The 14,610-nt window shown below is 50.2% G+C and carries 12 protein-coding genes; 8 read left to right on the top strand and 4 right to left on the bottom strand.

Going from position 1 to position 14,610, the window contains the following annotated elements:
- Positions 1–260: 260 nt before the first annotated feature.
- From tig to FH974_RS11115, 7 genes are all read left to right on the top strand, one after another.
- Positions 261–1,562 carry a trigger factor gene (tig, locus tag FH974_RS11145; protein WP_047887557.1) on the top strand — a complete coding sequence of 434 codons (1,302 nt, stop codon included), beginning with the start codon at positions 261–263 and terminating at the stop codon, positions 1,560–1,562.
- Between the two features lie 107 nt (positions 1,563–1,669).
- Complete coding sequence (clpP, locus tag FH974_RS11140) at positions 1,670–2,296, top strand: ATP-dependent Clp endopeptidase proteolytic subunit ClpP (RefSeq protein ID WP_047887558.1); 627 nt, start codon at positions 1,670–1,672, stop codon at positions 2,294–2,296.
- Positions 2,297–2,402: 106 nt separating this feature from the next.
- Positions 2,403–3,683 (top strand): ATP-dependent protease ATP-binding subunit ClpX, encoded by a 1,281-nt coding sequence (gene clpX / locus FH974_RS11135; protein ID WP_047887559.1) that lies wholly within the window; start codon positions 2,403–2,405, stop codon positions 3,681–3,683.
- A gap of 129 nt (positions 3,684–3,812) precedes the next feature.
- Complete coding sequence (gene lon / locus FH974_RS11130; RefSeq protein WP_047887560.1) at positions 3,813–6,185, top strand: endopeptidase La; 2,373 nt, start codon at positions 3,813–3,815, stop codon at positions 6,183–6,185.
- A gap of 213 nt (positions 6,186–6,398) precedes the next feature.
- Complete coding sequence (gene hupB, locus FH974_RS11125; RefSeq protein WP_047887561.1) at positions 6,399–6,671, top strand: nucleoid-associated protein HU-beta; 273 nt, start codon at positions 6,399–6,401, stop codon at positions 6,669–6,671.
- A gap of 252 nt (positions 6,672–6,923) precedes the next feature.
- Positions 6,924–8,813 (top strand): peptidylprolyl isomerase, encoded by a 1,890-nt coding sequence (gene ppiD, locus FH974_RS11120; RefSeq protein ID WP_047887562.1) that lies wholly within the window; start codon positions 6,924–6,926, stop codon positions 8,811–8,813.
- Positions 8,814–8,961: 148 nt separating this feature from the next.
- Positions 8,962–9,255, top strand: a complete 294-nt coding sequence (locus tag FH974_RS11115; RefSeq protein ID WP_047887563.1) for a ComEA family DNA-binding protein — start codon at positions 8,962–8,964, stop codon at positions 9,253–9,255.
- 162 nt (positions 9,256–9,417) lie between these two features.
- On the opposite strand, the gene rrtA is transcribed toward FH974_RS11115, so the two are convergent.
- On the bottom strand, positions 9,418–9,981 hold the full coding sequence (gene rrtA, locus FH974_RS11110; RefSeq protein WP_047887564.1) for a rhombosortase: 564 nt from the start codon (positions 9,979–9,981) through the stop codon (positions 9,418–9,420).
- A 10-nt stretch (positions 9,982–9,991) separates the two neighbouring features.
- On the opposite strand from rrtA, the gene FH974_RS11105 reads away from it, so the two are divergent.
- Positions 9,992–10,708, top strand: a complete 717-nt coding sequence (locus FH974_RS11105; RefSeq protein ID WP_084712692.1) for a tRNA-uridine aminocarboxypropyltransferase — start codon at positions 9,992–9,994, stop codon at positions 10,706–10,708.
- Between the two features lie 119 nt (positions 10,709–10,827).
- Here FH974_RS11105 and FH974_RS11100 read toward each other — a convergent pair whose 3' ends face one another.
- The 3 genes from FH974_RS11100 to FH974_RS11090 form a co-directional block, all read right to left on the bottom strand.
- Positions 10,828–12,210 (bottom strand): anti-phage deoxyguanosine triphosphatase, encoded by a 1,383-nt coding sequence (locus FH974_RS11100; RefSeq protein WP_047887565.1) that lies wholly within the window; start codon positions 12,208–12,210, stop codon positions 10,828–10,830.
- Entirely contained in the window at positions 12,210–12,794 is a 585-nt protein-coding gene (gene yfbR, locus FH974_RS11095) for a 5'-deoxynucleotidase (protein ID WP_047887566.1), read from the bottom strand. The genes FH974_RS11100 and yfbR overlap by 1 nt, the downstream gene beginning before the upstream one ends.
- 205 nt (positions 12,795–12,999) lie before the next feature.
- Positions 13,000–14,214 (bottom strand): pyridoxal phosphate-dependent aminotransferase, encoded by a 1,215-nt coding sequence (locus FH974_RS11090; protein WP_047887567.1) that lies wholly within the window; start codon positions 14,212–14,214, stop codon positions 13,000–13,002.
- Between the last annotated feature and the right edge of the window lie 396 nt (positions 14,215–14,610).

Here is a 14,610-nt window from a genome sequence, read left to right as displayed (position 1 = left end):
GGAATTTTTGCCCCTATCTTGTGTGAATGGTCAAATTGCGGTGCGGTGTAGCTGTCTCGACGAGCAGGCACAGGATCGCTATAATACCGCGTTTTTAATTTCTGGCTCATTGGCGTTTAGGCCGGCAGAACAGAAATTATCAGAATTCAGGCGTTATGGTTTTGACGAGCGTCAGCCATAACACGAAAGGATGCCACCGTCAGCGCCGCTGATCGGCAACATCACTCAGACAAACTGAGTAAGTTTTGAGGTTATATAAAATGCAAGTTACCGTTGAAACCACTGAAGGTCTAGAACGCCAACTAACTATCACAGTACCAGCTGCTAACATCGAAGATGCAGTAGCCGCTGAACTGAAGAAAATCGCGAAGAATCGTCGTTTCGATGGTTTCCGTCCAGGTAAAGCTCCGCTGAAAATGGTTGCTCGTATGTTCGGCGCATCTGTACGTCAGGACATTCTGGGTGAAGTGATGCAGCGTCACTACATCGAAGCAATCGTAAAAGAAAAAATTAACCCAGCAGGCGCACCAACTTTCACTCCAGTAGAAATCGCTGAAGGTAAAGACCTGGTATTCAAAGCGTCTTTCGAAGTATTCCCAGAAATCGAACTGTCTGGTCTGGACAAAATCGCAGTTGAAAAACCAACTGTAAACGTGAAAGACGAAGACGTTGAAGCGATGCTGGATACTCTGCGTAAGCAGCAGGCAACTTGGAAAGAAGTTGACGCAGCAGCAGTTGAAGACAGCCGCGTAACTATCGACTTCACTGGCTCTATCGACGGCGAAGAGTTCGAAGGCGGTAAAGCTGAAGGTTTTGCACTGGCAATGGGCCAGGGCCGCATGATCCCAGGTTTCGAAGACGGTATCGTTGGTAAGAAAGCTGGCGAAGAGTTCACTGTAGAAGTGACTTTCCCAGAAGAATACCACGCTGAAAACCTGAAAGGTAAAGCAGCATCTTTCGCTATCAAACTGCACAAAGTTGAAGCGCAGGAACTGCCAGAAATGACTGAAGAGTTCGTTGCTAAATTCGGTATCGAAGACGGTTCTGTTGACGGTCTGAAAGCAGAAGTTCGCAAGAACATGGAACGTGAAATGAAGCAAGCTGTTAAAGCTCGCATCAAAGATCAGGTGCTGAACGGTCTGGTTGAGCAAAACGACATCACTGTTCCTGCTGCTCTGATCGATCAGGAAATCAATGTTCTGCGTCAGCAAGCTGTTCAACGTTTCGGCGGCAACGCTCAGAACGCACCTGAACTGCCACGTGAGCTGTTCGAAGAGCAAGCTAAGCGCCGCGTAGTTGTTGGCCTGCTGCTGGGTGAAGTGATCAAGTCTGAAGAGCTGAAAGTTGATGAAGAGCGCGTTAAAGCAATCATCGCTGAAATGGCTTCTGCATACGAAGATCCATCAGAAGTTGTTGCTTACTACGAGCAAAACGAGCAAATGATGAACAACATGCGTAACGTTGCTCTGGAAGAGCAAGCAATCGACGCGCTGCTGGCGAAAGCTCAGGTTTCTGAGAAAGAAGTTGGCTTTAACGAGCTGATGAACCAACCAGCTGCTTAATTTGCTGAAATTACTGTAGAGATTTGACTTTACTTCAAATCTTCTGCTAACAATGGTCCGTGTGAGAGTAATTTCATTCGGGCCATTTATTTTAGGGAAATAACGTTATGAGCTACCAAGACAAAAACGCTATGTCGCCGATTTTGGATGCGCTGGTTCCTATGGTGGTCGAGCAGACTTCACGTGGTGAACGTTCCTACGACATCTATTCCCGACTGTTAAAAGAGCGTGTGATCTTCTTGACCGGCCAGGTTGAAGATCATATGGCTAATCTGGTTGTTGCCCAGCTTCTGTTCCTGGAATCCGAGAACCCGGATAAAGATATCTTCCTATACATTAACTCACCAGGTGGTTCAGTAACTGCAGGTATGTCTATTTATGACACCATGCAGTACATCAAGCCAAACGTGAGCACAGTATGTATGGGTCAGGCTTGCTCTATGGGTGCCTTCCTGCTGGCTGGCGGTGCTAAAGGGAAACGTTACTGCCTGCCGAATTCTCGTGTCATGATTCACCAGCCTCTGGGCGGTTTCCAGGGTCAGGCATCCGATATTCAGATCCATGCTCAGGAAATCCTGACGATCAAGAATCGTCTTAACAACCTGCTGGCCGACCATACGGGTCAGCCGCTGGAAGTGGTTGAACGAGACACAGATCGTGATAACTTTATGTCGGCTGAGCAAGCGGTGGAATACGGCTTGGTCGATGCTGTTTTGAGCCAGCGTAACAACTGATGATTTGCTCCGGTGGGAAATGTTTCCTTACGGAGCAAAACAACCTGAGTTGTTATACACTCAAAACAAGGCAATGATGGGGTAAAACCCGAAAAGAGGTTAGCGAATGACAGATAAGCGAAAAGAGAGCGGTAGTGGAAAACTGCTGTACTGCTCTTTCTGCGGTAAAAGTCAGCATGAAGTTCGCAAGCTGATTGCAGGCCCTTCTGTTTATATTTGTGATGAGTGCGTTGATTTGTGCAACGACATTATTCGCGAAGAAATCAAAGAAGTGATGCCTAAGCGAGAAGGTAGCGAACTGCCGACACCACAGCAAATTCGTGCAAACCTGGATGAATACGTGATTGGTCAGGACCATGCGAAAAAAGTACTGGCGGTAGCGGTATATAACCACTACAAACGCCTGCGCAATGGTGACACCAACAGTGAAGGGGTTGAGCTTGGCAAAAGTAACATTTTGCTGATTGGTCCAACGGGTAGTGGTAAGACACTGCTGGCTGAGACCCTCGCACGCATGCTTGACGTGCCATTTACAATGGCTGACGCCACCACTCTGACGGAAGCAGGGTATGTGGGCGAAGATGTAGAGAATATCATTCAGAAGCTTCTGCAAAAATGTGACTACGATGTTGCTAAAGCAGAGCGCGGTATTGTTTACATTGATGAAATTGACAAGATTTCCCGTAAGTCCGATAACCCGTCGATTACACGCGACGTGTCGGGTGAAGGCGTTCAGCAGGCTCTGCTGAAGCTGATCGAAGGCACGGTGGCTTCTGTACCGCCACAAGGTGGTCGTAAGCACCCGCAGCAGGAATTCCTGCAGGTTGATACATCCAAGATTCTGTTTATCTGTGGTGGTGCGTTTGCTGGCCTGGATAAAGTGGTTGAGCAGCGTGTGGCAACCGGCACCGGTATCGGTTTCGGCGCGGATGTCCGCTCGAAAGACGAAACCCGTACTCTGAGCGACTTGTTCGAGCAGGTTGAGCCGGAAGATTTGGTGAAATACGGTCTGATCCCGGAATTCATCGGTCGTCTGCCGGTCACTGCGATCCTGAACGAGCTGGATGAAGATGCACTGGTTCAGATTCTGCGTGAGCCGAAGAATGCCCTGACCAAACAATACGCCGCACTGCTTGAGCTGGAAAACGTTGAGCTTGAGTTCCGTGAGGATGCGCTGGTGGCTATCGCACGTAAAGCGATGGAACGTAAAACCGGTGCGCGTGGTCTGCGTTCAATCGTGGAAGCGGTACTGCTGGATACCATGTACGAACTGCCGTCTGCGGAAGGCGTCAGCAAGGTTGTGATTGATGAATCAGTGATTAAGGGCGAATCTGAGCCTCTGCTGATTTATGAGAACACAGAAAGTCAGGCAGCAGGTGCTGAGTGATTTCTGTCCAGTCTGGATAAAAAAAGGAGGCTTTCGCCTCCTTTTTTATTTTCTGCACGTTATCCCGTTGAATCTTGCTCCCTTGCCCCCATATACTCAGTAAAGAGATTGAACGGAAGAGAGAATAATATGAACCTGGAGCGTTCGGAACGCCTTGAGATCCCCGTTCTGCCACTGCGAGATGTGGTGGTCTACCCGCACATGGTCATTCCATTGTTCGTAGGCCGGGATAAATCTATTCGTTGCCTTGAAGCGGCAATGGAAGACAACAAACAAATTCTGTTGGTGGCCCAAAAAGAAGCGGCGACTGACGAACCTTCGATCACTGACTTGTACAACGTGGGTACAGTTGCCACGATCCTGCAGCTGCTTAAACTGCCAGACGGCACGGTAAAAGTACTGGTAGAAGGCCAGCAGCGCGCCCGTGTTGAAAATCTGCGTGATGACGAATTCTTCGTGGCAGATGCTGAGTTCCTGGTAACGGAAGAGATGGACGAGCGCGAGCAGGAAGTCCTGGTTCGTACCGCTATCAGCCAGTTTGAAGGTTTCATTAAACTGAACAAGAAGATCCCGCCGGAGGTCCTGACCTCACTTAACGGGATCGATGAAGCTGCGCGCCTTGCGGATACCATCGCAGCTCACATGCCATTGAAGCTGGCTGACAAACAAAAAGTGCTGGAAATCGTTGATGTCACGGAACGCCTTGAGTTCCTGATGGCGATGATGGAATCGGAAATCGATCTGCTGCAAGTGGAAAAACGCATCCGCGGCCGCGTGAAGAAGCAGATGGAAAAGAGCCAGCGCGAGTACTACCTCAACGAGCAGATGAAAGCGATCCAGAAAGAACTGGGTGAGCTGGATGACGCACCGGATGAATTCGAAACGCTCAAGAAGAAAATCGAAGAGTCGAAGATGCCAGCCGAAGCTCGTGAGAAAACAGAGCAGGAACTGCAGAAGCTGAAAATGATGTCGCCGATGTCAGCGGAAGCAACCGTGGTTCGTGGCTACATCGATTGGATGCTTAGCGTGCCATGGCACAAGCGCTCTAAAGTGAAGAAAAACCTGGCGAAGGCTGAGGAAATTCTGAACGCTGACCACTACGGTCTGGAGCGTGTGAAAGAGCGTATCCTTGAGTACCTCGCTGTTCAGACCCGTATCAATAAGCTGAAAGGACCGATTCTGTGTCTGGTGGGGCCTCCGGGTGTTGGTAAAACCTCGCTGGGTCAGTCTATTGCGGCTGCAACCGGCCGTCAGTATGTGCGTATGGCGCTGGGCGGCGTACGTGATGAAGCGGAAATTCGCGGTCACCGTCGGACCTACATCGGCTCGATGCCGGGTAAGCTGATTCAGAAAATGGCCAAGGTTGGGGTGAAAAACCCACTGTTCCTGCTGGATGAGATTGACAAAATGTCATCTGACATGCGCGGCGATCCGGCTTCCGCTCTGCTGGAGGTTCTGGATCCGGAACAGAACAATGCGTTTAACGACCACTACCTGGAAGTGGACTACGACCTGTCAGACGTCATGTTTGTGGCAACGTCTAACTCCATGAATATTCCAGGCCCGTTGTTGGACCGTATGGAAGTGATTCGCCTGTCGGGCTACACCGAAGACGAAAAACTGAACATTGCCAAACGTCACCTGCTGGATAAGCAAATCAAGCGTAATGGCTTGAAGCCGGGTGAAGTGGAAGTGGATGATTCGGCGCTGGTCGGTATTATCCGCTACTATACCCGAGAAGCGGGTGTGCGTAGTCTGGAGCGCGAAATCTCCAAACTGTGCCGGAAGGCCGTGAAAGAGATTCTGCTGAATCCGCAAACCAAGAAAGTGGTTATCAATCAGGCTAACCTGAAAGATTACCTGGGCGTTCAGCGTTTTGACTACGGTAAAGCGGAAGAAAACAATCGTGTTGGCCAGGTTACTGGTCTGGCGTGGACGGAAGTGGGCGGTGATTTGCTGACCATTGAAACCGAATCTATGCCGGGTAAAGGCAAACTGACTTACACGGGTTCACTGGGCGATGTGATGCAAGAGTCGATTCAGGCGGCAATGACCGTAGTTCGTACTCGAGCAGAGCGTCTGGGCATTTCACCTGACTTCTACGAGAAGCGTGATATTCACGTTCACGTTCCGGAAGGGGCTACACCGAAGGATGGCCCAAGTGCTGGTATTGCAATGTGTACGGCACTGGTATCCAGCCTGACCGGCAACCCGGTACGTGGTGATGTGGCAATGACCGGTGAAATTACCTTGCGTGGTGAAGTGTTGCCGATTGGTGGTTTGAAAGAAAAACTGCTGGCGGCACACCGTGGCGGCATCAAGACCGTTCTGATTCCGAAAGAAAATGAGCGTGATTTGGAAGAGATTCCTGATAACGTGATTGCGGATTTGGAAGTGCGTCCGGTACGCTGGATTGATGAAGTGCTGAATGTGGCGCTTCAGAATAATCCATCAGGCATCGAGCTGGTAAACGTTCAAAACAGTGACATGCAGCAAAGTTAAGTAATGAAAAAACGCTTTCAGGGAGAAAAAGCCTTGTCAGCGTTTTTTTGTGTGGCTATAAGTTAAGTCTAATTTGCCGTTAGCTCAATAATATCAATGCTTCCGCGCCAATTTGGGCGATGACTTGATATAATTAGACCTGGTATTTTTTATCCGTGATGCACTGTTTGCCAAAAGGCTGCAAGCGGAAATGTTCATAGAGGGGATGAGATCGTGAACAAAACACAACTAGTTGACAAAATCGCCGAAAATGCGGATATCTCAAAAGCGTCTGCAGGCCGTGCGCTGGATGCCTTCATTGAAGCAGTGTCTGAAAGCCTGAAATCAGGCGATCAGGTTTCTCTGGTTGGCTTTGGTACATTCTCTGTACGTGAGCGCGCTGCTCGTACTGGCCGTAACCCGCAAACTGGCGCAGAAATCCAGATCGCTGCGGCTAAAGTTCCTGGCTTCAAAGCAGGTAAAGCGCTGAAAGATTCTGTAAACTAAGGGGCAGACCCAAGTTTGTAGGAACAAACAAAATTCCTGGTTGTCAAAGCTGGCAACTTGGTAAAAGCTAAAGGCGCATCGGGTCGATGCGCTTTTTTACTTTAAGTGGTGTGATATTCAGGCTCTGGCCTGTTTGCATTCTTTACTCATCACTCAACGGGTAAGCCTGGGTGGAAACACCGGCAAACTGTGTTGGGCTTATTCCGGTTGGTGTAACATGCCAGATCGAATCAGTAGGAGATACGGCAAATTATGATGGAGCGAATGCGCGAAGGCGCAAACAGCATTTGGGTTAAGATTATTCTTGGTCTGATTATTCTTTCTTTTGTGTTTGCAGGGGTGGGAAGCTACCTGGCTGGCAGCGGTAACCAATTTGCCGCTAAAGTTGATGGTCAGGAAATCAGCCAGCGCGAATTCGAGACGGCTTACCAGAACGAACGTAATCGCATGCAATCGCAACTGGGTGATTACTTTTCAACTCTGATGGGCGACCCGGCTTACGTACAGCAGTTCCGTCGCAACGTGCTGGACCGTATGGTCAATGACCTGCTGATTCAGCAGCGTGCGGAAGAACTGGGTATGCGTATTTCTGATACGCAGGTACGTCAGACCATTTTGTCCATGCCTGAATTCCAGCGTGACGGTGCGTTTGATAACGAACAGTACAACATGCTGCTGCGTCGCGCCGGTATGACTCCGGATATGTTTGCTGAGTCCATGCGTACGGATCTGCTGCGTCAGCAGTTCCTGATTGCGATTCAGGGCAGTGACTTTGCATTGAGCAATGAACTGACTGCGCTGACCAAGCTTGAGCAGCAACAGCGTGATATTCGTACGCTGACTCTGAACGTTGCGGAATTTACTAAAAACGTAGACGTCAGCGATGACGAAGCGAAAGCGTTCTACGAGCAGAATCCTCAAATGTACATGCGTCCGGATCAGGTGAAAGCAGCGTACATTGAGCTGTCTGGTGACAACCTGAAAAACACGCTGACAGTTTCTGATGAAGATGCCAAAGCTTACTACGAAGAACATAAGAGTAAGTTTGGTACTGCTGAGCAGCGCCTGGCTCGTCACATCCTGGTTCAGGGTAAAGGCAGCGAAGCGAAAGCAAAAGCGGAGCAACTGCTGGCACAGTTGAAATCAGGTGCTGACTTTGCTGAGCTGGCAAAGACATCTTCTGATGACACCTTCAGCGGTCAGGAAGGTGGTAAGCTGGATTGGTTTGAGCGCGGTGTGATGGATCCTGCTTTCGAGGAAGCCGCATTTGCCCTGCAGAAAGGCGATATCTCTGACGTTGTGGAGTCTGACTTCGGTTACCACATCATCAAGCTGGACGATATCAAGGCTCCGCAGGTGAAAGCCTTTGCAGATGTTCGTGATGAAATTCTGGCGGAAGTACGTGAACAGCGTGCCGCGGAAGCTTTCTACGATCTGCAAACTGCACTGGCAGAAAAAGCGTTTGAAATGCCTGATTCGCTGGAAGACGCTGCAGAAGCGGTTAATGCCAAAGTACAGACCACGGATTTCATTTCTCAGTCTGACGCCCCGGGCGTTCTGGCAAATCCTGCCGTGCTGCAGGCGCTGTTCAGCCCTGAAGTGCGTGAAGACGGTCTGAACTCAGATGTGATTGAAGTCGGCCCTGAACATATCGTGGTTGTTCGTGTGAATGATTCCCGCGATGAGATGGTGCTGCCGTTTGAAGATGTTTCTGAAAAAGTGAAGCAGCAACTGGCCGTACAGAAAGGCGAAGAGCAGGCACAGGCCAAAGCCGATGCATTGCTTGCTTCTCTGCGTGACGGTAAGACAGAGATGCTGGCTGAAGACGGTCTGGCGTTCTCCGCGTCCAAGACTATTTCACGCATGGGCGAAGATCGCATGATTGCTCAGGAAGCGTTTGCACTGGCAAAACCTCAGGACGGCAAATCTGTTTACGGTGTTACCCGTGATGCAGAAGGCAACATCCTGCTGATTGCGTTGGATAAAGTCATTGAAGCTGATGTGTCTTCGGTCGCGACTGACAACCAGCTGGCAACACAGCTTGAGCAGATGCTGGCACAACAAGATGTGATGGCAACCCTGCAAGTGCTGCGTGATACCTCAGAAGTGAGTTACAGCGCGGTTGATTCAACTGCAAACTAATTGTAACTAATAAGTTCATCGACGGGCCGCCTTGTGCGGCCCGTCGTTTTTTGGACTGGTGGAAACGCATTTCGATTTACGGTGCGGCGAGAGTTTTTCATTTTATGCAGAGCAAATCCTGCTACGACTGTTCTTTTAGGAGATCATAATGAAAACGACGTTGAAAGCACTGGTACTGGCCGTAGTTGTTGCCGGTCTGCCGCTGGGTATGGCACAAGCCAATGACAACAAGCATGAAGGCATTGAAATTACGGTCAACATCAATACGGCGAATGCCGAAGAGCTGGACAAACTCTTGCTGGGTGTAGGGCCTGAGAAAGCTGTCAGTATCATCGAATACCGTGATACACATGGTCAGTTTGAATCGATTGAGCAACTCTCTGAAGTGAAGGGGATTGGGCCGGCGACGGTGGACAAAAATCGTGACCGTATTCAGCTTTAACATGGTGTATCTGAATTACGGTATAGAGCCGTGAGCTTCTCCGTAGATCAGTAGGCTTCTCGACTCCGCAGACAACATATTGCTTTGTGTAGTTAACGGCTGTCTTTAATCAAATCAGGTACTGGCTATGCCGAAAGTGCAGTTATCTTTATGCAGATGGCTTCAGGAACGGCGAAGCCAGTGCCTTTTGGTCCATACGTGGCAAGTCCCCCAGATTGTGCCTGCCACAGCTCCAGCAAGGTGTGCTTCTACTGCAACCCGGGCATTGATGAGGGCTGCTGAACTGGCTGAACCACCAAACCATTGTTCCCACAGTACTTTAGCGGTGACTCCAGCAAGCAGTAACCAACCGCTTTTGTCTTCCTGCTCAATATCTCGGATAGCCCCCCAAGCGAACAGCCCGTGTAACACACCGGATAATCCTGCGTATCGGTTCATGTCAGACCAAAGCAGTGATAATCCGACACAGCAGGACAGCCCCAGAATCAGTTTCAGCAGAATGGCTGGGGTGAGATGGCGGCGGAAAATGAAAGTTATAATTGCCAACGCCAGACTGTTCATTATCATGTGTGGCCAGTTAGTATGAGTCAGATTTCCCGTAATCAGTCGCCAAATCTCACCGTGGTCGATAGCATTGCGTTGCCAGTCAAGGATAGGCTGAATCACTGGCAGTTGTGCCAATGCCAGGAAACTGATCGCAAGGATGATAAAAAAACGAACAGACAAGTTAACCCCTATGAGTCGATATTGTGAACAGTGCGGTAAAGCCAGAAAGGCCTGTATCTGCCGCTGGATTCAAGTCCTTGATGCTAAAACTGAGTTGTGGATATTACAACACCCGTCTGAAGTAAAACGGGCAATTGGTACGGCGCGCATTCTGACCTTGTCACTGCCTAATGCCCGGCTTTGGGTTGGCGAAGACTTTTCCGGACACGCTGAAATCAATGCTCTGCTGGCAGAGCCGGATCGGGAAGCCTGGGTTGTCTACCCAGGGGAAGGGGCTTGGCCAATCAGCCAACTGGCGTCTCAGCCAGAATCATCGGTTAGCCCTAAGCGCCGCACCTTGATCTTATTGGATGGTACTTGGAAGAAAGCGTATAAGATGTGGCAGCTTTCTGCGAATTTACGCCAGCTGCCAACGGTGGCGCTCGATATGGCGGCGGAAGGCAACTACCGTATTCGCAAGTCCCCGAAAGATCAGGGGGTCTCAACCGTAGAAGCCGGATATCTGGCGCTGTCGGCACTTGAAAATGATCCTGAGAAGTTCACTCCGCTGCTCGATGTGTTTAACCGGATGATTGATTTCCAGATCCGCCAAATGCCTGAAGGTGTGTTTGAGTGTAATTACTCGGGCACAGTGACAGATAAAGAGACTGGCTCTGATACTTGCACAGGCAGTTGTAAAAACAGTCGGCATGACACTGGTAAAGGCCAACACGAAGACACCCATTGAGATTCCGGTAAATGGCGGTAACGAGCAGGTTTATGTAATGGGCCAACATAAAAACAGGCACCGTTTTGTGGCGCCTGTTTTTTTGCTATTGAATTAGCCTGTCCATGTGTAACGGAGGATCAGAAACCCTGACCGTCCATTCCAATCAGGTTTCCGGCCGAGGTTGGCTGGAACAGGGTGCTGTACAGGCGCTGGGCAAATCCATCCGTCATACCGGAAATGTAGTCGGCGATGATACGGTGATCATTGAGGCCAAGATCGTAGGCTTGGCGCCAACGCTCGCGGGTGTTTTCCGGGAGCAGCCGCTCAGGGTCGGACGCAAAGGCTTCAAACAACTCCATTACCAGTTGCTGACCTTTGTACTCCAGTAACTGGATATCCGGCTTGTGCACCACGTACTGGCTGACAAATTGCTTGAGCACATCCAGCACAGACTCCATTGGCTCAGACAAAAAGGCATTCCACTGTAGCAGCGGGTTTTCAAAACTGTCGATGCCATTTTGAATCGCAGGCGCGATATGGATGGACGTCAGCAACGCATTGACCATGGCACCAATGGCATCTTTACGCTGGTGATGAGTGCCGAACAGCTGCTCGCTGAGTAAACCAATTCGCTCTTCCAGCCAGGGTTCGCCGCAATCGGCCAATCGACTGGCAACGGCTTCCTGCCATTGTTCTCGAGTGACAATTCCCATCACAATGGCATCTTCCAGATCATGTACGCCATATGCGATATCATCGGCCAGTTCCATGATGGAGCAGTCCAGCGACTTGAACCGGGTTTTCAGGTGCTCCCGGGGATGGCCGCGCTCTGCCCGCATCAGGCTGAACAGTTCGCGGTCATGAGTCGAAAGCGGCTCCAGTACCCAGTGCAGTAATTCGCTGTCGTCGTTGTAGATACCTTTGGCCGGATACCAGTCTTTGGCTTTCAGGTGACGAAAATGGTGCACATCCGCAGGCAACTCCGTGGCCCGGGTCTGGCTGATAAATGCCGGATATTTCAGCAGTCCCAGCAGGGTACGACGCGAGAGGTTCATCCCGTTGTGTTCGGTGTAAGGTTCCAGCAGGGTGACAATGCGAAACGTCTGGGCATTGCCTTCAAACCCGCCATGTTCACGCATCATATAATTCAGGGCAACTTCGCCACCGTGCCCGAAGGGCGGATGGCCAATATCATGCGCAAGGCACAGACTTTCCATCAGGCTGTTGGAAGGCAACAGGTGACGAAAGTCCGGCTGTTTGATTTTGAGCTGAGCCACAATACCGGTGCCAATTTGCGAAGCTTCCAGTGAGTGAGTCAGGCGGGTGCGGTAAAAGTCATGGTGGCCGGCACCATGCACCTGGGTTTTCGCTTGCAGGCGCCGAAACGCGGCGGAATGCAGAATCCGGGCGCGGTCACGCTGGTAGGCTGAACGATGGTCATTACGGCGCATCTTTTGTTCGTTGCTCTTGCGCGCTTCCCAGATATCCTTGAAAGCCGAATTGAGGGTAATCGGGGTCATCAGCTGATCTCGTCCAAGGTGAGGTTAAAGCTTTCCACGAAGGTTTCTAAAAAGTATTGCATCTCCGGCGTTGAGCGAGTAGCAAGGGTCTGCTCCAGGTTCTTTTTCGCTGACGCAAACTCATGGTTGCCGACATTCAGCTCTTCCAGGCATTTCAGGTAGGCGCACAGGCTGTCAGCCTGTTTCACGATCGCATAATCTTCCTGACAGACTTTTTGACTGTCGAGCAGCGGCGCATAGTCGTCGCGAAATTCTTCCGGCAGCATCGACAGCAGTTTTTTCTCGGCGGCCAGCTCAATTTTTTTGTATTCCTCGGCAATGGCCGGGTTGTAGTACTTGATAGGAGTGGGCATGTCACCGGTCAGTACTTCACTGCAGTCGTGAAACATGCCAAGCAGCGCAATACGCTCCGGGTTGGTCTGCCCGCCGAACTTACGGTTTTTAATCAGTGCCAGGGCATGGGCGACAAAAGCAACTTGCAGGCTGTGCTCTGAAATGTTCTCTGTTTCAACGCAACGCATCAGTGGCCAGCGTTGGATCAGTTTCATGCGGGCAAGGTGGGCAAAAAAGTGACTTTGTTTCATATCGGTACTTCTTGGGGAATTCAGGCTAACGTTTTAAAAGTAACAGAAATATTCACCAGAGGAACAGAATTCTTCCTGATATGCGCGGTGATGGGGGTCGCGTTGCGTATGATCCCGAAGGACATACAGTGAAGCCCCGATAATCGGGGCTTCACTGTGAGATCAAACGCTACGTATAAACCGGCGGAAAGCTCGGATGATCCGGTTACTGACGATAACCGTGCAGGAAGCGTTCGAGGCGACCCATCGCCATTTCCAGGTCATCAACCCGCGGCAGTGTCACCAGACGGAAGTGGTCTGGCTTCGGCCAGTTAAAACCGGTGCCGTGGACAATCAGAACTTTCTCCTGCGTGAGGAAGTCGAGCGCCATGCGCTGGTCGTCAATAATGTTGAACTTCTTCTGATCCAGTTTCGGGAACAGATAGAGGGCGCCTTTAGGTTTCACACACGACACACCCGGAATTGAGGTCAGCAGATCGTACGCTTTGTCGCGCTGCTCTAACAGGCGGCCTCCCGGCAGGATCAGTTCATTAATGCTCTGATAGCCACCGAGTGCCGTCTGAATCGCGTGCTGCATCGGTACGTTAGCACACAGACGCATCGAGGACAGCATTTCCAGCCCCTCAATATAGCCTTTTGCCAGGTGTTTCGGACCGGACAGCACCATCCAACCCGCCCGGAAACCACAGACGCGGTAGGATTTAGACAGGCCGTTGAACGTCACACAGAACACGTCCGGAGCCAGCGGGGCGATAGAAGTATGCTGAGCCCCTTCGTACAGGATTTTGTCGTAAATCTCATCGGCAAAGATGATCAGCTTATTCTGGCGGGCAATTTCCACCACTTCCAGCAGGAAGTCACGGCTGTAAACGGCACCCGTCGGGTTATTCGGGTTAATCAGCACAATACCACGGGTATTGGGCGTGATTTTACTGCGAATGTCGTCCAGGTCCGGGTACCAGTCTGATTCTTCGTCACAGATATAGTGAACGGCTTTCCCCCCTGACAATGAGACAGCGGCTGTCCACAGCGGGTAATCCGGTGCCGGCACCAGAACTTCGTCACTGTTGTTGAGCAGAGCCTGCATGGCCATCACGATCAGCTCTGAAACACCATTACCGATATAAACGTCTTCTACATCCAGATCCAGTAGACCACGCTTCTGGTAGTGTTGCACGACGGCTTTACGGGCAGAGTAGATACCTTTTGAGTCACAGTAACCCTGCGATGTCGGCAGGTTACGGATCACATCAACCAGGATTTCATCCGGGGCGTCAAAACCAAACGGGGCCGGGTTGCCAATGTTTAGTTTGAGGATTTTGTGTCCTTCCTCTTCCATACGTTTGGCATGCTTGAGGACAGGCCCTCTGATGTCGTAACAGACATTATTGAGTTTGGATGACATCCCAATATTGTGCATTGATAGGTACCCTGTTTGATAATGTGAATATCCACAAATTACACTATGAAGAAGCAGAAAATAAATACCCTACAGGTAAAAATAGCGAAATATAGAGTTTCATATAATTAAATTCTGGTCGAATAGGTGGAATACCCTGCCTGAAGTCAAAAATGACGCTGCTTTCCCTCTGTCGGCAGAATATTATGTTACAAAGAAAGGAATCGCTGGATTTTTCGTCACCAATGTTAACGTTGTGACGGAATGTGAAGGAACGTGTTAAATCATGACTTTATTAGTCAGAATAGGTTATCTGGGGTAGAATACGTGATTCAGGATAGGGAAAAATGACGGGCTTAACAGGGATACCCCGCCACCCATTCCGGGATAATTATGCTAATCAATTAGCCGTGTTAC

It is taken from the genome of Photobacterium ganghwense (assembly GCF_017329545.1).
Classification (GTDB): domain Bacteria; phylum Pseudomonadota; class Gammaproteobacteria; order Enterobacterales; family Vibrionaceae; genus Photobacterium; species Photobacterium ganghwense.
This window is presented reverse-complemented; position numbering and strand designations above follow the sequence as displayed.

Bases quoted from the DNA above. Each gene is read 5' to 3' on its own strand.
- tig (WP_047887557.1), top strand. From the start codon at position 261: ATGCAAGTTACCGTTGAAACCACTGAAGGTCTAGAACGCCAACTAACT.
- clpP (WP_047887558.1), top strand. From the start codon at position 1,670: ATGAGCTACCAAGACAAAAACGCTATGTCGCCGATTTTGGATGCGCTG.
- clpX (WP_047887559.1), top strand. From the start codon at position 2,403: ATGACAGATAAGCGAAAAGAGAGCGGTAGTGGAAAACTGCTGTACTGC.
- lon (WP_047887560.1), top strand. From the start codon at position 3,813: ATGAACCTGGAGCGTTCGGAACGCCTTGAGATCCCCGTTCTGCCACTG.
- ppiD (WP_047887562.1), top strand. From the start codon at position 6,924: ATGATGGAGCGAATGCGCGAAGGCGCAAACAGCATTTGGGTTAAGATT.
- FH974_RS11115 (WP_047887563.1), top strand. From the start codon at position 8,962: ATGAAAACGACGTTGAAAGCACTGGTACTGGCCGTAGTTGTTGCCGGT.
- FH974_RS11105 (WP_084712692.1), top strand. From the start codon at position 9,992: ATGAGTCGATATTGTGAACAGTGCGGTAAAGCCAGAAAGGCCTGTATC.
- FH974_RS11100 (WP_047887565.1), bottom strand. From the start codon at position 12,210: ATGACCCCGATTACCCTCAATTCGGCTTTCAAGGATATCTGGGAAGCG.
- yfbR (WP_047887566.1), bottom strand. From the start codon at position 12,794: ATGAAACAAAGTCACTTTTTTGCCCACCTTGCCCGCATGAAACTGATC.
- FH974_RS11090 (WP_047887567.1), bottom strand. From the start codon at position 14,214: ATGCACAATATTGGGATGTCATCCAAACTCAATAATGTCTGTTACGAC.